A 24323-nucleotide genomic window follows, 5' to 3' on the forward strand; every position below is an offset into this window, starting at 1 on the left:
GTTGAGCACCTCGGCGTGGTCGGTCAGGACCTCGATCTCGCCGGTCGCGAGCTTGGCATTGGTGGTCTCCTCGCCACGGGAGCGTACGACGCCGTGGATCTTGATGGGCCACTCGGGACGCATGGTCTCGGCAATCTTAAAGGCGTCGCCGTCGGAGTGCTCGGGGTCGAAGGTGAGCTGCGTGATGCCCTCGCGGTCACGAAGGTCGCAGAAAATAAGGCCGCCGTGGTCACGGCGACGGCTCACCCAACCGGTGAGGGTGACCTCTTCGCCCACGCTCTCGCGGCGAAGTTCGCCGCAGGTACGGGTGTGCATGGAATGCTCGTCGATGGGACGGGTCTGGCTCATACCAGTGATCCTCCTTTATGGATCTGTGCCGCCCCGTGTCGTTCCGGGCGGCGTCGTACAGATTTGCCCAGCCTGCGTAAACCGCGCAGCCAGACATGGCGTTCTATGTTATCGCACCTGCGCCGATGTACCGCGAAAAAGTAGCTCCTGCCCAAAGACTTGACGGAGACGAAACAATTGACGCGCCGCGGCACCCGCCCGCGCTCGTCACGTGCGACAATATGCCCCAATAAAACAGCACTTGGAAAGGCCCGTCATGACTGCACGCCTCATCGTTATGGATATCGACTCCACGCTCATCAACCAGGAGGTCATCGATCTTTTGGGCGAGGAGGCCGGCGTGGGCGAGCAGGTGGCACAGATCACCGAACGCGCCATGCGCGGCGAGCTGGACTTTAAGCAAGCGCTCGAGGAGCGCGTGGGGCTGCTCGCCGGCCTGGACGAGAGTGTGTTCGAGCGCACCTTTGAGCGTGTGACATTTACCCCCGGCGCGTTGGAGCTTGTGCGCTCGGCACACAGCAAGGGCTGGAAGGTCGGCGTGGTGAGCGGCGGCTTCCGCGAGGTCGCCGACAAGATCGTGGCTGCCGCGGGTATCGACTTTTGCCTGGCCAACCGCCTGGAGGTCGTAGACGGCAAGCTCACGGGTAAGCTGGCGGCAGACATTGTGACCAAGGAGTCCAAGCTCATCCAGCTGCTGGACTGGGCAGTTGAGTGCGGCGTCGACATGGCCCACACGGTCGCTATTGGCGACGGGGCAAACGACATCCCCATGATCCAGGCCGCGGGCACGGGCATCGCGTTTTGCGCCAAGCCCAAGACACGCGAGGCAGCCCCGTTTGCCATCAACGAGCGCAACCTGATGCTCGCCATGGACATCATCCTACGCGACTAGCCGATCCGTCTAACAATTGAATCAGTCTGTCCTATAGTTTCCGAACAATTTTGTCTTAGTGTTCGGAAACATACCCTTTGAGTGCTAGACTTTGCGCCGTCGAAGGGAACATATATGGATAAGCGAGATCTTGAGCAGCTGCTGAGCGATGTTGCCGGCGGATCAGTCACCCCGGCCGTCGCCCTTACGCGCATCCAGACGGCTCCGACCGCCGATTTGGGCTTTGCGCAGCTCGATCTTTCGCGCGGAGTGCGCCAGGGAGCCGGCGAGGTTGTCTACGGTGCGGGTAAAACCTCCGAGCAAATTGCCACCATTATCGAGGCGCTGCGCGATGCCGGCCAGGAGCGTATCCTGGTCACACGCTTGGATGCCGAAAAAGCCGCGCGCACCTCGGAGCTTCTCGGCAACGGCATCGACCTGGGATATGTCCCGGACGCACAGCTCGCCCTGGTGGGTGGCAAGCCCTCCCCTACAGGCAACGGACGCATCGTCGTCGCCTGCGCCGGCACGAGCGACCTGCCCGTCGCCGAGGAGGCCGCGTTGACGGCCGAGTTCTACGGCAACGAGGTCGATCGCCTCTACGACGTAGGTGTTGCCGGCCTGCACCGCCTGCTCGCTCATGCCGAGGAGCTCGCCCAAGCACAGGTGGTCATCGCCATCGCCGGCATGGAAGGCGCGCTGGCGAGCGTTGTCGGCGGCCTGGCGAGCTGTCCGGTCATCGCCGTTCCCACCAGCGTGGGCTACGGCGCGAGCTTTGGTGGCGTAGCCGCGCTGCTCGCCATGCTCAACTCCTGCGCCAGCGGCGTTTCGGTCGTCAATATCGACAACGGCTTTGGTGCCGCCTACCAGGCAAGTCTTATCAATCATCTGAGTGCCGGCACGCCCTGCGCCCGTTAAGGAGCATTCTATGTCCAACCATCAGCACACGCTTATCATCGACGGCACCTCGGGCATCAGCGGCGACATGACCGTCGCAGCCCTGCTCGACCTGGGCGCCAGCGAGGAGCACCTGCGCGAACAGCTCGCCACGCTGCCGGTCGACGGCTTTTCGATCTCCGTGACGCGCGTAAACAAGCATGGCATCGACGCCTGCGACTTTGACGTTCAGCTGGCAGAGGAGCTCGAGAACCACGACCACGACATGGCCTGGCTCTACGGCAACGAAGCAGCTGCCGAGCACACACACGAGCATGAGCACCACCATCATGATCATGGCGGGCATGAACACGAGCACTGCCACGAGCATGACCATGAGGGCCACGGTCATGGCCACGAGGGTCACCATCACGCCCACCACCACCGTTCTTTGGCGGACGTCACCGCCATCATCGACGGCTCACAGCTAAGCGATGGCGCCAAGCGTCGCGCCCTTGCCATTTTTTCCGTACTCGCTGCTGCCGAGGCCAAGGCTCACGGCAAAACGCCCGACACCGTCCTGTTTCACGAGGTAGGCGCCGTCGACTCCATCGTCGACGTCTGCTCTGTCGCTATCTGCCTCGATGACCTGGGTATTGAGGACATCGTGGTCGAGTCGCTTTCCGAGGGCCACGGCACCATCCGCTGCGCCCACGGCCTTATGCCCATCCCGGTGCCCGCCGTCATCAACCTATGCCAAGCAGGCAATATCGCTCTCACGCCCGCACCGGTCGCCGGCGAGCTCGTGACGCCCACGGGCGCCGCCATCGTCGCCGCACTGCGCACGTCCGAGCACCTGCCGGCCCGTTACCGCATCAAAGCCGTCGGCTACGGCGCCGGCAAACGCCCCTACGAGGGTTGCTCCGGCACGCTCCGTTGTCTCCTCGTTGACGAGGACGCATAGCCATGGATGCCCGCAAGGCCAAAAGCCGCGCCGCGATCGTCGCGGCGTTCTCCGAGCTGCTACGCGAAGAGGACTACGGCAAGATCACCGTCGGCGACATCATCGCGCGCGCCCACGTAGGCCGCGCGACATTCTACGGCCTCTTTAAGAGCAAAGACGACCTACTGTCCGAGCTCGTGAGCGACATCTGCACCCACGCCCTCGACGACGATGGCACACCGCTCGACGACCCACTCGTGCAGGTCGAGCATATCCTCAACAACCTCTGGGAACGCCGTCAGGGCGTTCGAGCCCTCGTAGCCGGCGCCGGCTCCCGCGTCTTCGCCGACTGTCTCCGCAAGACCATCATGTCGCGCGCAGCCGAAACCGTCCCTACCGACCCAAACGGCCCCGCCGGCACCATGGACCGCAGCTTCCTACTACACCACATAGCCTCAAGCTTCGTAGGAATGGTCCAATGGTGGGCCTGGCACAACTTCCAAGCAGATAAGGCCGAAGTAGCCAAAGACTACCTATCAGCCATAAAACCCCTCTTCAACTAAGTAAGAGGCTCAACCTAAAGCATCGCCCCAACCCAGGCCGCCACGCATCCCAAAGTGCCACTCGCGCTTCAATGCCCCCCAACAGCAACAAGCCCCTCCCATCCAAATTCAGATATATATGTTGGGTTGCTTGTGCGAACGCAACAAAGACCCCGCAGCCGTCCGCATGGGGTAACTTCCCAGCGCACTCCGCAGGACGCAAAAAGGCTCGCCGCATAAAGTGCGCAGCGAGCCTTTTTGCATGTCCGAGGACGCGCTGGGAAGTTACCCCATGCGGACGGCGAACAACCTATGTAGCCTTGGACTAGAACATGCCCAAGAAACCATGCACAAACAGCGCGGCCAGAGCGGCACCGACAAACGGCGCGATGCCAGGAACGAGCAGGCCGTACTTCCAGTTGTTATCGGCCTTGTTCTTGATCGGCAGCACCTGATAGGCCATGCGAGGGCCAAGGTCACGAGCCTGGTTCATGGCGAAGCCGGTGATGCCGCCCATGCCCATGCCGACGGCCCAAACGATCAGACCGACGCAGATAGCGAGCATCAGAACGTTCTCGCCGGCGCGGCTAGCAGCAGCAAGGATGGCGCTGATGAACACGAAGGTGCAGATAGCCTCGCAGAAGAAGTTACGGGCATAGTTGGTGCCCTCGGTGGTGGGGTTGGTCGAGAAGATGTTGCGCTGGGCAATGGGGTCGACGACGCCCTCGGAAGCCTTGAACTCATCGGCGTACATAAGCCAAGCGATTACAGCGCCCACAAAGCCGCCGAGCATATCGGCGATCATGAAGGGGATGCAGCTGCCCCACGGCACCAGACCTACGATGCACTGGGCGAGCACCATAGCCGGGTTCATGCACACGGCGCCGCCAAAGACAAACAGGCAGACCGAGATGCCAAAAGACCAAGTGGTGATGGCAAACATATGGCCGGAACCCTGATACTTGGTGCCCTTGAGCACGGTATCGCAGTGCACGCCCACGCCAAAGATGATCATGAGGGCCGTTGCGCCGAATTCGCAGAGGAGTTTGGTAAGCATAAAACCTTATCTTTCTTGTCGGTTATAAACGATTCGTTTAGGCCGCGTACTAGTGCTGAGCGACGACAACGCCCAGGCCATCGGGAATGACGGCCACCTTGGCATCGGCACCCTTCATCTCAAAGGCGAGCTTGAGCGCCTCATCGAGGGTGTTGACCGGCGTCATGTGCATATCCTTGATCATCCGGTGATCGCACAGGTCGGTAACCATGATCACAGGGTGATGCGCCAGGATGCGGGCAAAGATCTGGCTCGTCCACTGGTCGGGCAGGGTCTCGTCCTTAGGACGGTCGATGCAGGCGCGCTCAAACTCCGCAGGATCGTTGTCGGCGATGTTGTGATAGAAGCCCTCGCCACCGTGACCGTCGGCACAACCGGCGACATCGATAATCACGCCGCCCTCGGGAAGCGTGGCCTCGGCAGAGCACATGCCCTTCACAGCCTGGTAGATGTTCTGGTCGAGCGGGTAGCCGCCGTTGGTGGTGATGGCAATCTCGCACTCGACGGGCTCAACGCCGGCAAGGCTCTTCACGAACTCGCAGCCGGCCTCGTGCGCCTTGTGGATATCGCCGGCAAAGGAGCCGATGACCTCGTGCTTGCCGTTGAGCACCACGTTAAGCACAAAGGCAAGGTGAGCCATCTCGGCGGCAGCAAACATGTCCTCGCTCACGTGGTTGTGGCACAGGTTGCCGGCACGCGAGTGGGAATCATTCACAAACTGGCCGTTGTGGTTGTACATGATGGTCTTGTAGCTGGCGATGCCAGGCAGGACGGACTTGCGGCTACCAGAGAAACCGGCAAAGAAGTGCGGCTCAATAAAGCCCTCGGCAAGCAGCAGATCGCAATCGGCGGCAATCTTGTTGATGATGCACTCGCCACCGGAAGGCAGGGTGCCAATCTTTTTCATCATGCTGTCGTCAGTCGCGACGTGCATAACGATTTCCTCGTTGGCAACAATCTCCTCGCCATACTTGTTGACGAGTTCCTCGTGCGTCGACGGACGGTGCATACCCGTAGCAACCAAAATACGCACGCGAGCCTCGGGTGCAGCGGAATGGATGTGATGCAGCAGAATAGGCATCGTCACACGCGAGGGAACGGGGCGCGTATGATCGGAGCTAATAATGACGATATCTCTCTTGCCAGCACAAAGCTCCTCGAGCGAAGGCGAGCCATAAGGGTTGGCAAGTGACTCCTCTACCAGCTCTTCCTGCGATTTCGTGGTCTTAAACTCGTTTTGATGACCTTCCATCACACCCGCGAAGTTCTTATCCTCGAGCTCCAGATGCAACGTCTTGTGGTCAAACGGCAGTTCACATTCAAACAATGACGAGCGCCCTCTTCCTTTTCAACTGACACACTAGATAAACCGTTGGAAGGATACGCCGCTCACCGAAAAACACCACCGTCCACCGACTCATTAACACAACGTTCATATTTGACCCACAACAAAACGGCCGCGACCCCAAACGGGACCGCGGCCGCCTGTCAAAGACACTATAGACAGGATGATTTACGCAGCGCCGAGGCAAACATCTAGCCCGAGACGTACGCACGTAAGCCATTTTGCATAAATGCGTTAATTAATTGCATAAAATGGCGCATGGATTTCTAGCCGTAACAGGGTAGTGCCCTCCGGAGCGTGCATTTTTGCGAGTATTCAGCATCGCGGGATAAGATTTTGGTGCCAAAAGTCTTTCAAAAGGTAGATAGTCCTCATGGTTCGTCCCATCTGGATGGCATGCGGCGAGAAACCAGCCATATATGAACATCGACAAAGCCCAATCGTCATGCAAAAGCATCAACAGGAGCCGCGAACGTCACCCATAGCCTTATGCACCAATCTTTGGCTGCTGAAAACTCCGTTTTTTGCACGTCGCCCCAAGCACCACCCTCACCCAGCGGCTGATCCGCCGAAGACCGGACATCGCAGGGCCCGCCATTAGTTTACTTTTAGGCACACTCCGCAGGACGCAAGAAGCCCTCGCCGCACTCCACGCTATGCGCGAAGCGCGCCTTATTCCCTTCAGCTTTAATCCCAGAAGACCGAGGACGAAGGGGCCCGATGGGTTTCCCTCTGAATGCATTCCGCAGCACGAAGCCCCCCTATCCACAGCTCCGAAGGAGCAGGATAAGGGGGCTTCAAGTGCGAGGACGCATTCAGAGGGAAACCCATCGGGTCCCGGTGAGAGCCACAGGGCTATCGATTACCCCGTGTTCTGCAATCCTGCCGAGACGCCGGTCACAGTCGAAAGAATCAGGCTCATGTACTCGGCCTTCTTCTCCTCGGTCATCTCGTCCTGGTTCATACGCACCTCGCGAAGGGCGCGGACCTGGGCGATGGACAGGGCGTCGACGTAGGGGTTGCGCACGCGAACGGCACAGCCAAGCACACGGCGGCGCTGCAGCGGCCACTCGTCACCGACGATGGCAAGGACCCACTTACGAGTGAGCTGCATCTCGGTGAAGACCTTCTCGGATAGATCCTGGCGATCGCCCAGGTGCAGATACATCTTGGCGATGCGCTGGTCAGTCTTGGCGATCGACATCTCGATGTTGTCGATAAAGGTGCGGAAGAACGGCCACTCCTGGTAGGCAGCCTTAAGCTGGTCCAGATCGCCAAACTGCTCGCAGGCGGTGCCCAGGCCGTACCAAGCGGCCAGGTTAATGCGTGCCTGGCTCCAGCTGAAGATCCACGGAATGGTACGCAGGTCGTCGAGCGACTTGGCACCCAGGCCGCGCTTGGCGGGACGCGAGCCGATCGGCAGCAGACCGACCTCGGTCAGCGGCGTCACGGTCGAGAACCACGGTGTAAAGTCCTCGGTGTTCAGCAGGTCCAGATAACGCTCGTGGCTTGCGGTGTTGAGCTTCTCGGCCATATCCCAGAACTTCTGCGTGGTCTCGGTGTTGGTCTTCTCGACACTCGGGGCCGACTGCAAAAGCGTTGCGGCAGCAACGGACTCAACATGGCGCTGAGCCAGCGTGCGGTTGCCGTAACGGGCAAAGATGACCTCGCCCTGCTCGGTGAGCTTAAAGAAGCAGTTGACCGAACCCTTGGGCTGCGCCAGCACGGCCTTATTGGCCGGGCCGCCACCACGGCCCACGGCACCGCCGCGACCGTGCATGAGCACCAGGTCGATATCGTTCTTCTCGGCCCACTTGGCGATGCGCTCCTGCGCGGAGTGCAGCGCGAGCATGGCCGTGGTAGGACCGGCGTCCTTGGAGGAGTCGGAATAGCCCAGCATGACCTCCATGCGGCGGTTGGTCTGGGCAAGGCGCTTTTGCACCACGGGCAGCGTAAGCATCTGGTCGAGCACGTCGACGCAGCCCTCGAGGTCCTCGAGCTGCTCGAACAGCGGGATCACGTCGAGCTCGGGGACATCCTCCTCGTGTGCAAAGGACAGGTGGGCAAGCTCAAAGACGTCGGCCACATGCTGGGCGCTCTTGGTGAACGAGATGATGTAGCGGTGCGCCATCTTCTTGCCGTAGCGCTTTTGGATGGAGCCGATAGCGCGGAAGGTATCGATGACCTCGCGCGTCATGGGCTGCAGGTCGCCATGGATACCGTTCTCGTGGATATCCTTAAGGGCGCGGGCATGCACCACGGAGTGCTGACGGAACTCCATCTCGACCATATGGAAGCCGAAGGACTCGACCTGCCAGATGATGGTTTGGACCGGGCCGTAGGCAGCACGGACGGCACCGCAGGCGGCCAGCGAACGCTGGACGACGCGCAGGTCATCCAGGAACTCGTCGGCGCTGTGGTACATGGTGTCGGTGATACGACGGACGGTGGCGTTCAGGCGGTCGGCCATGACGAGCATGACGGCGCGATGCGGCTCGTGCTCGGAGATCAGCTCGGCGCGGGCCGTGTAACGAGGGCTCATCTCGACCTGATGGTTCCACAGGTTAATGAGCTCGGCCGACGGCTTGCTGTAGGTAGCCTCGAGCGTGAGGTTGCGGCCGATGTGGCGGCACTTGTCCTCGAGCTTGAGCACCATGTGCGTAAAGTACTTGGCGGCGACCTCACGGCTCACCTTGGCGGTGACGTTGGGGTTACCGTCGCGGTCGGAACCGATCCAGCTGCCGGGATGGAAGAACGCCGGGCACAGCGGCGGCACAGTACCGGCCTTGTCGCCCAGCACCCAATCGTCAAAACGACGATAGATAACGGGGATAACGTCGAACAGCGTGTTATCGAAGATGTCGATGATGGTATCGGCTTCCTCGACCGGCGTGGGCTTCTTGAGCGCGATGGGACTCGTACGCACCAGGGCGTCGATCTCCTGCAGCATATGGCGCTCGTTCTCCACCAGGTCGGAGCCGCCCAGACGCGGACGCTCCTCCAGCAGGTTGGAGATACGGCGGATCTTGCCCTCGACGGCCTTACGACGGGCCTCGGTGGGATGTGCGGTAAAGACAGGGTGGAACTCGAGCTTGTCGAGCAGCTCGTTGGCACCCTCGACACCCAGCTCATTCACCAGCTGGTGATAGGCAACGGTAAGCTCGTTGGCAGGATCGACCTCGGTATCGGTCGACGCACCGGCCTCGCGCTCGCGCAGCTGCGCCACACGGTAGTTCTCCTCCGACAGGTTTGCCAGATGGAAAAAGCTCGTAAAGGCGCGAACGATGACCTGCTGCTTATCGAGCGGCAGGCTGTCGATCAAATCGACGACCTCACGAAATGCCACGGCAGTGGGCTCGTCGGCGGTGGGCACGCCCTGCTCGTCGACGGCTTCGTCGGCAGCGCAGGTACCGGGGTTGCCGGCATTGACCACAATCTCGGCTGTCAAAATCTTGTCGAACAGGTCCGCGATCTCGGGATCATACTCGCTAAGCACACGGCGCTCCAGGCGCAAGAACAGCGCCAGATTGTCGCGCAGCTCCTCGGGGATCTCGATCTCGGCGAGACGCTCCCTGGACTCGGCATTCGAGCCGATTCGGTTAACGAGGCGGTTGACCACGGCAGCGACGCGCGCCGCGGCTTCGGGTACAGACTGGTTGCTTAGGTTCTCAGCCACGTTTCCTCCCATTCCTCCTTCTATGCACGTAACATGCGGTATTCATTATAGGCGTTTGAGAAATACTTTCGACACTGATTGCGCTTTACCACACAAAAGTATTTTCTGCATTGCAAGGGTTTTTGCCCCAAATGGTCGTATTTCTCGGTGGGCGGCATATGCAAGCGAGGGCATTCCGCATAAATGCGAAACACCCCCGTAACAATAGCTCGTCGCGAGCGGGACATGTTAGCGGGTCCGCAGCTCAAAAATCATACGCTACAGACGCTCGCGAACCGCCTCGACGACGTTGGCCAGATCGACGAGAACCTCGTCATGGCTCTGCATGTCGCGCACCTTGACCTTGCCGGCGGCAAGCTCGTCGCCGCCCAGGACCAGGATGAGCTTGGCGCCTACCTTATCGGCCTGCTTAAACTGGGCCTTGAGCGAACGGCCCTGATAGTCGGCCTCGGTCACAATCCCTGCGGCGCGAAGCTGCTGCGTAATGGTAAAGACGTTCTGACGCAGCTCCTTGCCGGCATTGGCGACGTAGACGCACGGGACCTCCTCGGCACCCAGGTCGCTGCCAAAGGCCTGCAGGGCCAGCAGGGCGCGCTCAAAACCGACGGCGAAGCCGACGCCTGCCGTGGGCTTGCCGCCCTCGAGCTCGACGAGGCCATCGTAGCGGCCGCCGCCGCCGATGGAGCCGATACCGGCACCGGGAGCCTCGACCTCAAAGACGGTACGGGTGTAGTAGTCCAGGCCGCGCACCAAGGTGGGATCCTCGACATACTCGATACCGGCGGCATCCAGATAGCGCTTGACTTGCTCGTAGTGCTCGCGGCACTCATCGCACAGGTTGTCGCCCATCAGCGGGGCGTCGGCCATGATCTCGCGGCAGTGGTCGTTCTTGCAGTCAAAGGCACGCAGCGGGTTGAGCTCGGCGCGCTCGCGGCACTCATCGCACATCTCGTCTGCGTGATCGAGGATAAACTGCTTGACCTGCTCGCGATAGGCCGGACGGCATTGGGCATCGCCCATCGAGTTAATGAGTAGACGAAGCTTGGAAAGATCGAAGCCCAGGCGCTTGTAAAACTCCATGAGCATAATGATGCACTCGGCGTCTGCCGCCGGATCGGGAGCGCCGAGCCACTCGATGCCTACCTGGTGGAACTGACGCAGGCGACCCTTCTGGGGACGCTCGCCGCGGAACATAGCCTCGGCGTAGTAAGCCTTAAACGGCGTGGAGCCCTGGGGCACCAGGTTGTTCTCCACAACGGCGCGCACCACACCGGCCGTGCCCTCGGGGCGAAGCGCCAGGCGCTGCTTGGGCTTGAGCTTGGTATCGGTACCCTCGGTAAAGACGCGCTCAAGGTTGGCGCCGCTAAACACGCGGAACATCTCCTTGCGAACGACGTCGGTCGACTGGCCGATACCGTGGACAAACACGTCCACTTGCTCGATCGCGGGCGTCTCGATGGGCTTAAAGCCAAACGGCTCGAATACGCCGGCCGCAATCTGCTGCATCTTTTGCCAAGCGCGCATCTCGGCGCCGATAAGGTCGCGGGTTCCCTCCGCCTTCTGTGCCTGCATGGGCAAACACCTTTCTTTTGTATCGCGTCATAGGTAGTGGTCATTATACGGCACAAAAACAAAACGCGGCAGCGCGTCTGACCGAACGAGGGTATGGGGGCTCGTTCGGCCAGACGCGCCGCCGCGACAGCCGATCCGCTTTCCTCCGACCCCTTCGGGTCACATGATCTGTTAGGGACGGAGGAAAACGGATCATTCGTAGGCCCGTGGCCGCCTTGAAAACCGAATGATGGTACGAGCATCCATTCGGCTTCCAGGGCAACCACGGACAGAACGGGGCGAACAGAAAAGAGCGACGGACGTCTACTCCCCCGCCACGCTCGCGCGCAGCTTGGCAGCGATGGGCTCGGACGCCAACAGGAACACAAGCATAACCACGGAGCACATCAGGCACACGATCCAGGTGCTCGCAAAGGAGCCCGTGACATCGAACAACACACCCGAGACAATGGCGCCTACGGTGCCGCCGACCATCTCAAGCGAGGTGATGGTGCCCGTGACCTTACCCAGGTCGGCCATGCCCGCAGGCTTGAAAGGCAAGGTTGGGTGCTACCGGTGGTCGGCGATATAGCCCAAAGCGACGGCGGTATAGGCCGCGGCACCGAGCGGCAGCTCGGCATCGTTAAAACGTGCCTTGGGATGGTGCTGGGCAAAGTGTTCGTCCGTGTCGGTTACGGCCGCGCCCACGGTAAAGTACGCACTTGGGATCTTGCTCGAGATAAGCGCGAAGTCCTCACTCGCCATGGCATGGAAAAGCGGCAAGAAAGCCGTCTTGGGCAGCACTGCGCCCACGTAGCCAAGCGACGCCTGAGTCATATCGCTGTCGAGTACAAGCGGCGGAACATCCGAAAGCGTCTCGATGGTCGCCGGCGTACGATAGGTCGTAGCAACGCCGTTAACGACCTCCGCGATGCGGGTCTTTAGGTGAGCCATGAGCTCAACATCAAAGCCGCGCAGCGTTCCCTCGAGCACGCAGGTGTCGGGGATGACGTTGGCCGCCAAGCCGCCGGCGAACTTACCAACGGTAAGTGCGACTTCCTTGGCCGCCGGCACCTCGCGGGAGATAAGCTCCTGGAGCGCCAGGTGCACGTGGACGCCGGCCGTGATGGGGTCGATGCAGATCTCGGGGCTGGAACCGTGGCCGCCCTTGCCCTGGAGCGTGATGCGGAAACCGTACACACCCGAGAGCGCCGGGCTGCCGTAGAGCACCAGGCCAAGCGGCGACTGGCTGTTGACATGCATGGCAAAGGCCGCCTGAGGGCGCGGGTTCTCGAGCAAGCCGTCGGCGATGGCAGCGCGTGCTCCCTCAAAGGTCTCCTCGCCCGGCTGGAACAGCAACTTGACGGTAGCGTTGGCCTCCACAAGCTCGGCCTCGCGGGCCTTGAGCAGGCGCGCCGCACCAAGCAGGGCCGTCGCGTGCATATCGTGACCGCAAGCATGCATGCAGCCATTGGTGGATGCAAAGGGCTCGCCGGATTCCTCGACAACGGGAAGGGCATCCATATCGCCTCGGAGCATGATGACCGTACCGGCCTGCTCATTCGTGCAGACGCCATTACCCTGGGCCGCGGCGGCACCGGCGCCGACAAGGCCCACAACGCAGGAACCATCGACGAGCGTGGCAAACGGGATGTCCATCTCGGTCAGGCGCGCTTGGATATACGCAGAGGTCTGTGGGAGGCTATTACCCAGCTCGGGCATCTGGTGTAGATCGTGTCGCCACGCAGCGAGCTCGTCTGCAAAAGCCTGAGCTTCTGCAACAAGACCGTCACCGATAGCGGTCTGCGCCGCTGCGGTGGCCTTGGGCGCTGATTGCGGTTGAAGATCGGACAAAGCTGGTGCCATAGATGCCCTCCAGTATCGTTTTTGCAGCAAGCACTTTGATAGCATAAAGTGCAAGGTACTACTTTAAGGGCGAGGCATAAAAAATGCCGCCCCGGGAGGGCGGCGCAACAAGTTGTTTACAATTGCGGGCGCGGCTTTCGACGCAAAAAATCGAAGTGAGTCTCGCTCAAGATAATCGACAGGAAGATGAGCGCGAAGCCGGCGAGCAGGCGCGAGGTGAGCGCCTCCCCCATCAGCAGCACCGAGAACAGCACACCCGAAGGCGACTCCATCGAAAGGAGCAGCGAGCCCGTCGAGGCCGGGACATGCGCCAGGCCGACGTTTTGGATGAGCAGAGCCACGCATGTGCAGCCCACCGAGAGAAACGCCATCGCAGTGATAAAGCTCGGCGTCCACACGGACAGAGGCGCTTGGGTCTCGAATAGCAGCGACGTTGCCAGGCTCAGCACGCCGTTGCCCACAAACATCCAAAACGTGATGACGTTGATGTCCATTTTGCGACCGTACTTGGCAGTCACCGCCATCTGGATGGCGAAAAAGACCGCACCCGCCAGCGTAATGACGTCACCGATGTTGAATTCAACGCTATCGAGCGCCACCAAACCAATGCCCGCCAAGCACAGCAGTGCCGCGCCCAGGTTATAGCGGGTGAGTTTTTCGCCGCTCAGAAAATAGCTCGCGAACGGCACAAGGATGCAGTACGTGCCCGTCAAAAAAGCATTCTTGCCCGCCGTAGTATGTGCCAGACCGACCGTCTGCAACGCATAGGCCGCCCACATGAGCACGCCCATACTCAGGCCAACGATCAGGTTGCGAGCGTTGAAATGTGCAATGATGCGCTTGTGGAAGACGGCAAACATGACCAACGCTGCGGGCAGAAAGCGTACATAGAGCAGCTCGAACACCGGAATGGTGTCGAGCGCATCCTTCATAGTGGTAAAGGAGTAGCCCCAGATAATCGCCACCGAAAGCAGCAGAACTTTCCAGAACAGCGGCGAGCGAGCGCCGGCGCCGCGGGAGGTGCCGCCCGCGCCTAGGTCCTCGCGAGCAACAGGGCTATCGGGCAAGTTTTCGATTTCGTTGGCAGCGTATTGGGCCATGGAACATCCTCACACTCAAACTGGGCGTGGTGTCCGCACGCGTAAGGCTGCGTGCCGCCTCATGGTCAAATAAAAACGGGACGCGCCGGACCCCCGGCACGCCCCGCTACTGTAGCAACAACCAAGCAACCCGTGCAATCCAGCCCACTAAAGCGTTTTGTTCCGCCGTTCTACCGAACGGCGGACCGGCCGACGCTGCGCGAGCCGCATTCACACCAATCTGACGTTCAATTTCAAGGGCGCGACCAGAAGGTCAGCGCCCTTTCATTTCACGTCACCTTGGCGCAAATGCGGCTCGCTCGCTGACATTGCCGCAGCATCAGCGTTTACATTGTTGCGCTAGATTAATTTAGTACTCTCCAGCTTTTCGATGATCCAGTCGTTAGCTTTGATAACCGGACGGCGGAAGACGACGCCCAGGGCCAGCGACGGAATCAGGTAGCTCGCCAAGATACCCAGCTCAATCCAGTACTCCATATGGTAGGCACCGGCCATGGCGGCGTGCATGGCGTTGATGCCGTGAGTAAACGGCAGGAACGGGTAGATCGCCTGGAACACGGGGCCGGTCATCTCGATGGGGAACGTACCGCCCGAACCGCCGACCTGCATGACCAGCAGCACGACGGCGAGGGCCTTGCCGATATCTCCAAACGATACCGTAAGCGTGTAGACGATATTGGAGAACACTAGACTCGCGACCCAGCCCGCCAGCACAAACTGCAGGGGATTGTCGCACTGGATGCCAAAGAACAGAATGTCGCCCGCGCACACGAGCGTTGCCTGCAGCAGAGCCAGACCGCCAAAGAACAGGTAGCGACCCAGGTAGATCTCGTGCAGGCGCACGGGGATGAGCTCGTTGATAAGCTCATCGTCAACCGAAACCTTCATCATGGCCGCCAGTACGATCGAGCCGACCCATAGCGACAGAATCGTGTAGAACGGCGCCATAGCCGAGCCGTAGTTGCGGATCGGATAGACCGGCTTGCGATCGAGCGCAACGGGGCCGGAAAGCGACACGGCGAGGCCCTCGGGGTCGCTGCCAATCATTGTCTTAATCATGGCCAGGTCACCCGAGATCAGAGCGCTATCAAGCTCGTCCTTAAAGGCACTGATCTTGTCCGACGCCTCGCCCAGCTGATTGGAAGCCTTGTTGACCAGCTTTGCAGCCTTGGAGAGACCCTTCGCGAGCGAACCAGAGGCGTCGGTCAGACCGCTCACGGCGCTATCCAAGTCACCCGAGATACCGTTCAGGGAATCCAGAACGCCCGAAATGGTCTTCTTGAGCTCCTTGGCCTTAACCGAGAACGTAGAATCGTAGTCGGACTTGGCACCCGAGATACCCGCCTTGGCATCGGCGATGGCCTGGTCGACCTCGGCACGCGAATTGTTGACCTCCGCCATGCTGCCCGAAAGGGACTTTGCGGTCGCCGTCAGGTCCTTCGCATTGTTACGGTACTCCGCGGCAATTCTGCCCAGCGACGTCGCAGCGGACTTGAGGCCGTCTTTGAGCTTGTCATCACTCACCTGGTCGGCAAGGTTGCGGAGCCGATCGGCCATCGCATCGATATCGTCAGCACGCGTATTGAGCGCCGCTGCGGCTTCGTTGAGCTGAGACACCGTAAGGTCAACATGCTGATTCGCGGCATCGAATGCCTTCGCAAGCTCGGCGGACACGTTGTCGAACGAGCCCGCGCTTCCGTCAATCGCCGCGTCAACGGCATCGCTGGCGGCCTTGAGCGCTTCCTTGGAATCATTGATTCCGTTCTTGGCGTGCTCCATCAGCTGCTTCGTCGACTCATCAACGGTGCCCGTCTGCTTGAGCATGCCACCCGCCGATGTCAACGAATCGGACGTAGAGCTCAAAATGCCCGCGAGTGACGTCGCGCTCGCCTGAACGTCCTGCAGGTCCTCGACCGAATCGCCCAGTGTAGAGGACAGATTGGCGATAAAGTTGCTCACCTGGTCGGTGCTCATATAGTCGAGCAGGCTGGACACGGTCTTAAGGCCGATAGTCGTAATGGTCTTGGTAAAGGTCTCGTTGACCTGGCTCTGGACGGCGCTCGAGCCCTTCTCGGTCACGATCTGTGCGATGGCGTTGGCCTTCTGGTTCTCATAGAACTCGATATCGGCGTGCTTCACGTCGGTCGAGAAGAGCGTCATCATGTCTGCGCTAAAACTTTTAGGGATAACAACGGCCGCATAGTATGCGCCCGACTTAACGCCCTCAATCGCCTTATCGCGGTCGTTGAGGACGACCCAGTCGAAGTTCTCGTTGCCGCGCAGGGTGGCGGTTACGTTTTCGCCCACGTTGACCTCGACGGGAATCAGATCGCTCTCGTAGCCCTCGTCAGTGTTGACCACTGCAATTTTAAGGTTGCCGGTATTGCCGTAGGGATCCCAGCTTCCGGCGATGTTAAACCACGCGTACAGGCACGGCACGATGATCAGGCCCATCACAACAACCAAGCCGATCACGGAGCGGGACACGTTTTGGACATCGCGCTTAAACAGGTGCAGGATGTTTTTCATTTATGCCTCACCTCCTTTAGAGTGCTTGCCAAGCGGGGTGGTGTCCCCGTCGTTTCCGCTTACGTTGTCAACGTCGTCGACATCTTGAGCCTTACGATGCGCACCGATATGCGGCAGACGGCTCGTGGGCTGTTCGCTGTCCTTGGTGCCCCGCTCGCTGGCGTTGAGACCAAACATGCGACGGGCAGCAGGGATGGCAGCCGTGTGCTCGCGCATCTCGCGGCGAAGGTCCTCGTCCGAAAGCGCCGAGATACGCATCTGGGTATTGAGGCTCGCACGGATGTACTCGATGTTGATGAGCCAGCCACAGATGGCGATAACCGAAATGATCCAGATAACGAGCAGGATAATCTTGCCGTTATTGTCGATATCGAGCACCGTCGAGAGCACAAAGAGCAGGACCTGCACGCCTACCACGGCAGCAAAACCGCCCTTGATGTAGTACGGGTAGCGATGCTCAAACGCCACGGCATGATCGAGCAGCTCGCGACGGTACGAATCGGAATCGAGCATGACGCGCATGGCCGTGCGCAGCGAATAGCGCTGGCGCGGCAGGTCGTTGGACTCGCAGATCATGAGGCCCGTCGTGGAAAGCTGCTTATCAAAGAGCAGGTTAAGGTTGAGCAGCAGCGGACGCAGCTGCAGGCCGATAAAGAGCGCCACGATCAAGAACACGCCCAGAATGCACAGGTTGAACAGGTAGTTGAACGAATACATGCCGCCGACCGTCTCGCGCAGCAGATTGATGCCGTAGGTAAAGGGCAGCAGCGGGTGCAGCCACTGGAAGAAGCCGGGCATCATCTCGATGGGGTACATGCCCGACGAACCCGGGATCTGCACGATGACGAGAATGACGCCGATAGCCTTGCCGATATGCTTAAACGTGGTGGACAGCGCATAGATGATATTGACGTAGGTGAACGAAATGGCGATGCCGCCCAGCACGAACAGCAGCGGGCTGACGCACTGCACGCCAATCACCAGATCGCCTACCGTAACGATGATGGCCTGCAACGCGCCCAGGATCACCAGGAGCAACCAGCGGCCAAAGTAGCCCTGACGCGCGGTAAAGCTGCCGATGCCTTCGCGATCGACCTCGAGCTTGTAGATGGCGATAAGCACGTAGCCGCCCACCCAAAGCGCCAGGTTGGTATAGAACGGGGCAATGCCCGAGCCGAAGCTCTTAACCGGATAGATCGACTTGGACGCGAGCTCAACCGGAGATGCCATGAAATCTGCCACGTCATTGACATCGACGCCCATCAGATCGGCCAGCTCGCCCATGGACTCGGAGGTCTGCAGCGCCGCGATGTCATTGGCGGCGGTTGCAAGCTTGTCCTGGACCTTGGCAAGCGAGGAATCGGTCTGGGACAGCGTGGTCTTGGCCTGGCCGAGCGTAGCGCTAAGCTGCGCCAACGTGCCGCGCGCATTTGCAAGTGTAGGTGTCATACCCGAGACGATACCGGTCAGGTCGCCCGAAACGGCAGCAAAAGAGTCGAGCGCGCTCGAGGCCTTCGGCAGCGCGTTTTGGCCCAAGTCCGTCTGGGCTTGGCCAAGGTTGGTCGCACCGGTATGAATTGCGTTATTGATAGCGTCACTGGCACCCGAAACAGCCGCTGCGTCATTCGCCATGGCGCTCGACTGCGCGGACAGACCGTCCTTGATGCTCTGAAGCTTTTCATTCTGCTCTCGAAGCAAATCGATGGTCGATACAATGCGCGCGTCAATTTCCTCGGAACCTGTCGACGTGTCATTGGCGAGAATCTCCAAGTGCCCGATAACGGCCTTATTGTGGTCGATCGTCGCTTGAAGAGACTCGAGCGAGTTGTCGATACGGGTGGTCGTAGATGTGACCGCGCCCGTCAGCTTGCCGATGGCAGCGTTCGCAGAGGCCGACGTCTTGGTGAGCGCAAGGCTGCCTTCCGAGAGCGCCTTGGAGAGCGAGGTGATGGAGTTGCCCGCCGTGGTGCGAGCTTCGCTCAGCAGGTCGTTGCCCTGGGAGATCGCCTGCGTCAGCGACGGTGCCTGGCCTTGCAAGCCGGCAAGTGCCGCATCAGCCGAGGCGATAGCGCCGCTCGTCTTATCGATGGCGGCATTCATATCGCCAATCGAATCGCGCACCTCGCCCAAGGTGTCGGACGCCTCGGACACCGAACTTGCCAGCGAGTCCTGAGTCTGGGTTGCCTTGTCCTTTAAATCGACACCGGCATCCTTGGCGATACCGGCAACAGTCTTGCCTACCGTAGAGACAAATTCCGAGTTGATCTGCTCCTCGATGGTGTTTGCACCGGTATCGGTAACCTTGGGCGCAATGGCGCTCTTCTTCTCATTGACGTAGTACGTGAGCTTGGGCTGATGGTAGTTGCCGTCGAGCATCGAAACCAGGTTATCCGAGAAGTTCTTGGGAATCACGATAGCGGCATAGTACTCGCCGCTCTCGACGCCCTCCTTGGCATCGGCCGTCGAGTCGACGAACGTCCAGCCCAACTGATGATTCTCCTTGAGCTGGTCGACCACTTTGTCGCCAGCGTTGAGCTCACCCACCAAGTCGTTTTGGGTGCCTCGATCGTTGTTGGCGATAGCAATCTTGATGCCTTGGGTGTTTCCATACGGATCCCAGTTTGCCACGATGTTATACCAGGCATACAGCGAGGGAATAACGCACACGCCTAGGGTAACCACCAGGGCGACGGGGTTCACAAGCAGTCGCTTAATGTCGCGCTTAAATATCGCAAAGGACACCTTTGCATTGGATAGTTTGCTGCCGAGACTCACGCTTGGACCATCCATCCTGTCGTTAAATCGAATCGTACTATCGACAACCATTGTAGTAGGCGCTTTAACGTCTCAAAGCACAATGGTGTTGAGTTTTGCGGGTAGCAATATACTACGAAGATGAGTTAACGTACAGATGTACAGTATCCTAAATTTCAGCAGGTCACAAAACCACAACCCGCACAAATTAGCAATTCAAATAGTCATCGGGGACGTTCTTAAACGACTAGTCAAACAAAAACGTCCATTACAGTCGAAATTGTCAGCCCGGGACCGTCTCGGGCTACGATTGAGGCGCGCCCAGAACGGGCCGCCGACCGGGCGCCCGCGCACGGCCGAACGTCCCTGCCCCGAGAGGGCCCGTTGGGTGCTGCCGGCGCGGGGCGCGCCGCCCCCGACGGCTGATAGGAAAGTGCCGGGCAGGTGCCGCGGCTGGTAATGTGAGTGCCGAGGGGGAGGCCATCCGGTCGAACGACTACCGGAAGGATACCACCGTGAAAGCGCCATCCACCAGACCCGCGGCCGTGCTCGGCCTGGACGTCGGCAAGTCATCGCACTGGGCCTGCCTGATCGACCGCGACGGGGAGGTGCTGTCCAGCGCCCCCGTCCGCAACAGGGAGGCCGAGCTCGACGCGCTGTTCGCCTCCGCGCCCGCCGGCACGCTCGTCGTCGTCGACCAGTTCCGCAACATAGGGTCCCTCGCCGTGAGGCGGGCCCGCGCCGCGGGGCTCGGGGTCGCCCACCTGCCCGGCCTCGCCGCCAGCCGCGCCGCGGGCCTGTTCGCCGGCGAGGCCAAGACCGACGAGCGCGACGCCGCGGTGATCGCGCGGACCGCCCTGGGCGTGCCGGACTCCCTGTCGGGGGTCCCGGGCCGCGGCGAGGCCCTCGAGGCCGCTCGCGCCCTCTCGTCGCAGCGCGACCACGTCGTCGCCTGCGCGACCAGGGACAAGAACCGCCTGCGCGCGGTGCTGCTCGAGTCCTGCCCGGCCCTCGAGGCCGCGGTCGACCTGTCGGACCGGCGGTGGCTGGAGCTGCTCGCCGGGTTCGGCGGGGCGTGGGGGATCGCCCGCTCCGGGGCCGAGGGCCCGCGGGCCGAGGCCGCCGGGGAGGCCGCGGCCGCCTCCACCGCGCCCCCGCCGGCGCTCGTCGAGGCCGAGAACAGGCAGGTCAGGTTCCTGGCCGCCCGGATATCGGAGGCCCTCGACGAGGCCGGGGCCCTCGAGGCCGAGACGGCGGCGCTGCTCGAGGGCGACGAGACCTACGCGTGCCTGCTCACCGTGCCCGGCATCGGCCCGAGGACCGCGGCGCAGCTCGCGGTGTCGGTCGACATCGGGAGGTTCCCGGACCACGACCACCTGGCCTCGTACTGCGGCATAGCCCCGAGGGTGAGGAGCTCCGGCACGTCGGTGAGGTCGGTCAGGGCGTCCAGGCGCGGCGACGCGAGGCTCAAGTCCCTGCTGATCTTCTCGTGCAACAGCCTGGTGAGGTCCTCGGGGCGCTACGGCGAGTACTACCGGGCCTGCAGGGCGCGGGGCATGGGGCACGGGCGGGCGCTCAAGGCCGTCGCGAGGAAGCGGCTCAGGGCGATATACGCCGTGATGCGCGACCGGGTGCCCTACCGGGAGTAGCCCCGACGGTTGACAAAACTATAGGAACACCCAATGACTACTTAGGACCACGGCAACGTCGATGTTTTGGCAATGCCAGCGAGCGGGCGCCAGAGCGAACAAATTGGCATGAAAAGAGGACGGCATAGACCTTCTGGTCATGCCGTCCTCTTTGAATGACAAGTTGTCGCTCTGGCGCCCGCGCAGCGTCGACTGGTCCGCCGTTCGTTAGAACGGCGGAACTGAGGGCAGCGTCGAGCCGTTACGCGGTTTGGTAAAACCGCGTAAATACCTAACTACATCAAGTTGCAAACAGCTGCTGCGAAGGCAACGGGGTCCTCGGGCAGAATGCCCTCGACCAGCAGGGCCTGGTCATAGAGCAAACCGGAGTACTGCTTGATCTTGTCGGCGTCGCCCGCCTTCTGAGCGGCGACGAGCTTGGAAAAGACCGGGTGCTTGGCGTTGAGCTCGAGCACGCGCTGGCTCTTGGGCATACCGTCGGGCGCGCCCTCGGGACCCTTCTGGAGCACCTTCTCCATCTCGAGCGAAAGCGGGCCCTCGGTGGTGATGCACGCGGGAGCATCGGTCAGGCGCGCAGAGACGGCAACCTTCTCGACCTTGTCGCCGAGTGCCTCCTTCATGGCGTTAAAGAGGTCCTCGTTCTCCTTGGTGGCGTCCTCGGCCTCCTTTTTCTCGTCCTCGGTCGCCAGGTCAAGATCACCGGTTGCGACGTTCTTGAGCTCCAGGTGACGATCCTCAACCTCGGGCTCGGCACCATCGGCCACGGCCTTCTCGGCAGCCTCGCGGGCGGCATCGTCCTCGTAGATCTTGGGCATATCAGCGGCAACGTACTCACGCATAGCCTGGAAGGTGAACTCATCCACGTCCTGCGTCAGCAGCAGCACGTCATAGCCGCGGTCGAGCACGCCCTTTACCACGGGCATCTTGGCCAAGCGCTCACGCGAGTCGCCGGCGGCGTAGTAGATGGCCTTCTGATCCTCGGGCATGCCCTTGGCATACTCGGCCAGGGTAATCATCTTCTGTTCCTTGGCAGACCAGAACAGCAACAGATCGGCGAGCTCATCGGCCTTCATGCCATAGCTCGAGTAGATGCCGTACTTAAGACCGCGGCCAAAGTTCTCAAAGAACTTCTCGTAGGCCTCGCGGTCGTTGTCACGCATATCCTCAAGGTCGGCGGTGATCTTCTTTTCCACACGCTTGGCGATGGCCTTGAGCTGACGGTTCTGCTGCAGCGTCTCACGCGAGATGTTGAGCGACACATCGGCGGAATCCACGACGCCGCGGACAAAGTTGTAGTAGTCGGGCAGCAGGTCGTCGCACTTCTCCATGATCAGGACGTTGGAGCTGTAGAGTGCAAGACCCTTCTCGTAATCCTTGCTGTACAGATCGAACGGCGCGCGGCCCGGCACAAACAGCAGGGCATCGTACTCGAGCGTGCCCTCGGCATGGAAGCTGATGGTGCGCGCAGGATCGTCAAAGTCGTGGAACGTGGACTTGTAGAACTCGTCGTAGTCCTTCTGCTCGACATCGGAGCTGTGCTTCTTCCAGATCGGCGTCATGGAGTTGACGGTCTCGAGCTCCTGGTAGTCCTCGTACTCGGGCGTGTAGTCATCGCCAGCATCCTCGGGCTTGGGCTTCTGGCGGCTCTTGGACACCATCATCTGGATCGGGTAACGCACATAGTTACTGTACTGCTGAATTAGGCTCTTGAGGCCCCACTCGGTCAGGAAGCGATCGTAGGTCTCGGCCTCGCCGTCGGCATCGAGCTTCTCGTTCTCGCGCAGCGTCAGGATGACATCGGTACCGTGCTCGGCACGCTCGCCGTCCTCGATGGTGTAGCCCTCAAGACCGTCGGATTCCCACACATGGGCGACATCCTCGCCGTAGGCGCGGCTGACGACCTTCACATGGCTGGCGACCATAAAAGCCGAGTAGAAGCCCACGCCAAACTGGCCGATGATGTCGACATCGGAGCCCTGCTGCTCGGCGTTCTCGGTCTTAAACTCCTCGGAGCCGGAATGGGCGATGGTGCCCAGATTGCGCTCGAGCTCCTCGGCGGTCATGCCAATGCCGTTATCCGAGATGGTAATGGTGCGGGCGTCTTTATCAAAGGAGACGCGAATGGCCAGGTCGCCCTGGTTGATCTTGACGCTCGGATCCTGCAGGCTCTTAAAGTTGAGCTTGTCGACGGCGTCGCTCGCGTTAGAGATAAGCTCGCGCAGGAAGATTTCCTTATTGGTGTAGATGGAGTTGATCATGAGGTCGAGCAGTTTTTTGCTCTCGGTCTTAAATTGACGCATGTGCAGTCCTTTCGCGCTACCCCCGTCCGCAAAAACGGCCCGGTTGCCCGAGCCGCATCGCAGACCTGCTATGTTCAGACTTAGATTTTATAACCCAATAGCGCGCATATATACATACGGAATCGAAAAACTGTATGTCCGAGCGCTCCAATGCGTCAATTGCCAAGGAGTGTCCCCAGCTGCCGGCAGAGACGATATGAGCAGGACATAAAAACATTGAGAGCCCCTGCTGCATGAAAGACCGCGGATTAGGCCGACAATGGTGAGTGTCTAATCCAACCGTGGCGGCCACGCCGCATTCATGGAAGGGGCTCCCATGCTCGATACTACCACCTTCGTCGGCCTCGACGTCCACGCCCGCTCGATAAAGGCAGTCTCCCTCGACGTCATGACCGGGGAGGTGCGCTGCGCGACCTTCGGCTACGGCGCCGTCGCCGTCGCGGAGTGGGTCCGTTCCGTGGACCCCAGGGCCAGGTGCGTGTACGAGTCCGGGGTCACGGGCTTCGACCTGCAGAAGAGGCTTTCCGGCCTGGGGGTCGACTGCGTGGTCGGCGCCGTCTCGAAGATGATCAAGCCCAGCGCGGACAGGCGCAGGAAGAACGACCGCAACGACGCCGAGTTCCTCGCCCGCATGCTGTCGGTCGGCAACGTGGTCGAGGTGTGGGTCCCCGACGACGAGTGCGAGGCCGCCCGCGACCTGACCAGGGCGCTCGAGGACGCGAGGGACGACCTCTCGCGCTCGAAGCAGCGGCTCTCCAAGTTCCTGCTCAGGCACGGGCTCGCCTTCGACGAGAGGACGCCCACCGGCCGCAGGAAGGGCAACTGGACCCGGGCGCACTGGTCCTGGATCGAGTCGATAAGGTTCGCGGAGAGGGCCGACAACGACGTGCTCGCCTACTACGTCGACGCGGTCAGG

17 protein-coding genes are annotated in these 24323 nt (G+C 60.8%); 6 read left to right on the plus strand and 11 right to left on the minus strand.

Annotation, left to right across the window (positions count from 1 at the left end; genetic code table 11):
- Positions 1-348 (minus strand): OB-fold nucleic acid binding domain-containing protein (locus ABHR76_RS03765; RefSeq protein WP_346976831.1); only part of this gene is annotated, 348 nt, incomplete at its 3' end.
- Positions 349-604: 256 nt separating this feature from the next.
- Here ABHR76_RS03765 and serB point away from each other — a divergent pair.
- The 4 genes from serB (at position 605) to ABHR76_RS03785 (ending at position 3601) form a co-directional block, all read left to right on the plus strand.
- On the plus strand, positions 605-1240 hold the full coding sequence (serB, locus tag ABHR76_RS03770; protein WP_196022604.1) for a phosphoserine phosphatase SerB: 636 nt from the start codon (positions 605-607) through the stop codon (positions 1238-1240).
- Positions 1241-1354: 114 nt separating this feature from the next.
- Positions 1355-2137, plus strand: coding sequence for a nickel pincer cofactor biosynthesis protein LarB (larB, locus tag ABHR76_RS03775; RefSeq protein ID WP_196022603.1), 783 nt, complete (start codon positions 1355-1357; stop codon positions 2135-2137).
- Between the two features lie 10 nt (positions 2138-2147).
- The gene (gene larC / locus ABHR76_RS03780) at positions 2148-3059 is read left to right on the plus strand and encodes a nickel pincer cofactor biosynthesis protein LarC (RefSeq protein ID WP_346976832.1); all 912 of its coding nucleotides are present in this window, start codon (positions 2148-2150) and stop codon (positions 3057-3059) included.
- Positions 3060-3061: 2 nt separating this feature from the next.
- The gene (locus ABHR76_RS03785; protein WP_006234783.1) at positions 3062-3601 is read left to right on the plus strand and encodes a TetR/AcrR family transcriptional regulator; all 540 of its coding nucleotides are present in this window, start codon (positions 3062-3064) and stop codon (positions 3599-3601) included.
- A gap of 304 nt (positions 3602-3905) precedes the next feature.
- On the opposite strand, the gene larD is transcribed toward ABHR76_RS03785, so the two are convergent.
- From larD to ABHR76_RS03830, 9 genes are all read right to left on the minus strand, one after another.
- A complete protein-coding gene (larD, locus tag ABHR76_RS03790) occupies positions 3906-4637 on the minus strand; it encodes a D/L-lactic acid transporter LarD (RefSeq protein ID WP_215673445.1) in 732 nt (243 codons plus the stop codon).
- Between the two features lie 49 nt (positions 4638-4686).
- The gene (gene larA, locus ABHR76_RS03795; protein ID WP_148332452.1) at positions 4687-5964 is read right to left on the minus strand and encodes a nickel-dependent lactate racemase; all 1278 of its coding nucleotides are present in this window, start codon (positions 5962-5964) and stop codon (positions 4687-4689) included.
- An 880-nt stretch (positions 5965-6844) separates the two neighbouring features.
- Positions 6845-9670 (minus strand): phosphoenolpyruvate carboxylase, encoded by a 2826-nt coding sequence (locus ABHR76_RS03800; protein ID WP_217107545.1) that lies wholly within the window; start codon positions 9668-9670, stop codon positions 6845-6847.
- A gap of 246 nt (positions 9671-9916) precedes the next feature.
- Positions 9917-11230, minus strand: coding sequence for a histidine--tRNA ligase (gene hisS / locus ABHR76_RS03805; RefSeq protein WP_346976833.1), 1314 nt, complete (start codon positions 11228-11230; stop codon positions 9917-9919).
- 303 nt (positions 11231-11533) lie between these two features.
- Positions 11534-11770 carry a hypothetical protein gene (locus ABHR76_RS03810; protein ID WP_199577017.1) on the minus strand — a complete coding sequence of 79 codons (237 nt, stop codon included), beginning with the start codon at positions 11768-11770 and terminating at the stop codon, positions 11534-11536.
- 9 nt (positions 11771-11779) lie between these two features.
- Positions 11780-13063 (minus strand): M20 family metallopeptidase, encoded by a 1284-nt coding sequence (locus tag ABHR76_RS03815; protein WP_346976834.1) that lies wholly within the window; start codon positions 13061-13063, stop codon positions 11780-11782.
- A gap of 128 nt (positions 13064-13191) precedes the next feature.
- Positions 13192-14175, minus strand: a complete 984-nt coding sequence (locus tag ABHR76_RS03820) for a DMT family transporter (protein WP_138374568.1) — start codon at positions 14173-14175, stop codon at positions 13192-13194.
- Positions 14176-14514: 339 nt separating this feature from the next.
- Positions 14515-16704, minus strand: a complete 2190-nt coding sequence (locus ABHR76_RS03825; RefSeq protein ID WP_195245838.1) for a YhgE/Pip domain-containing protein — start codon at positions 16702-16704, stop codon at positions 14515-14517.
- A complete protein-coding gene (locus ABHR76_RS03830; RefSeq protein WP_250786882.1) occupies positions 16705-19479 on the minus strand; it encodes a YhgE/Pip domain-containing protein in 2775 nt (924 codons plus the stop codon).
- A 494-nt stretch (positions 19480-19973) separates the two neighbouring features.
- On the opposite strand from ABHR76_RS03830, the gene ABHR76_RS03835 reads away from it, so the two are divergent.
- Positions 19974-21107, plus strand: coding sequence for an IS110 family RNA-guided transposase (locus ABHR76_RS03835; protein ID WP_346976835.1), 1134 nt, complete (start codon positions 19974-19976; stop codon positions 21105-21107).
- Between the two features lie 275 nt (positions 21108-21382).
- On the opposite strand, the gene htpG is transcribed toward ABHR76_RS03835, so the two are convergent.
- On the minus strand, positions 21383-23407 hold the full coding sequence (gene htpG, locus ABHR76_RS03840; RefSeq protein WP_138374565.1) for a molecular chaperone HtpG: 2025 nt from the start codon (positions 23405-23407) through the stop codon (positions 21383-21385).
- A 316-nt stretch (positions 23408-23723) separates the two neighbouring features.
- Here htpG and ABHR76_RS03845 point away from each other — a divergent pair.
- On the plus strand, positions 23724-24323 hold a 600-nt coding region (locus tag ABHR76_RS03845), incomplete at its 3' end, for an IS110 family transposase (protein WP_346976836.1).

Source organism: Collinsella aerofaciens, from assembly GCF_039752985.1.
Taxonomy (GTDB): domain Bacteria; phylum Actinomycetota; class Coriobacteriia; order Coriobacteriales; family Coriobacteriaceae; genus Collinsella; species Collinsella aerofaciens_BT.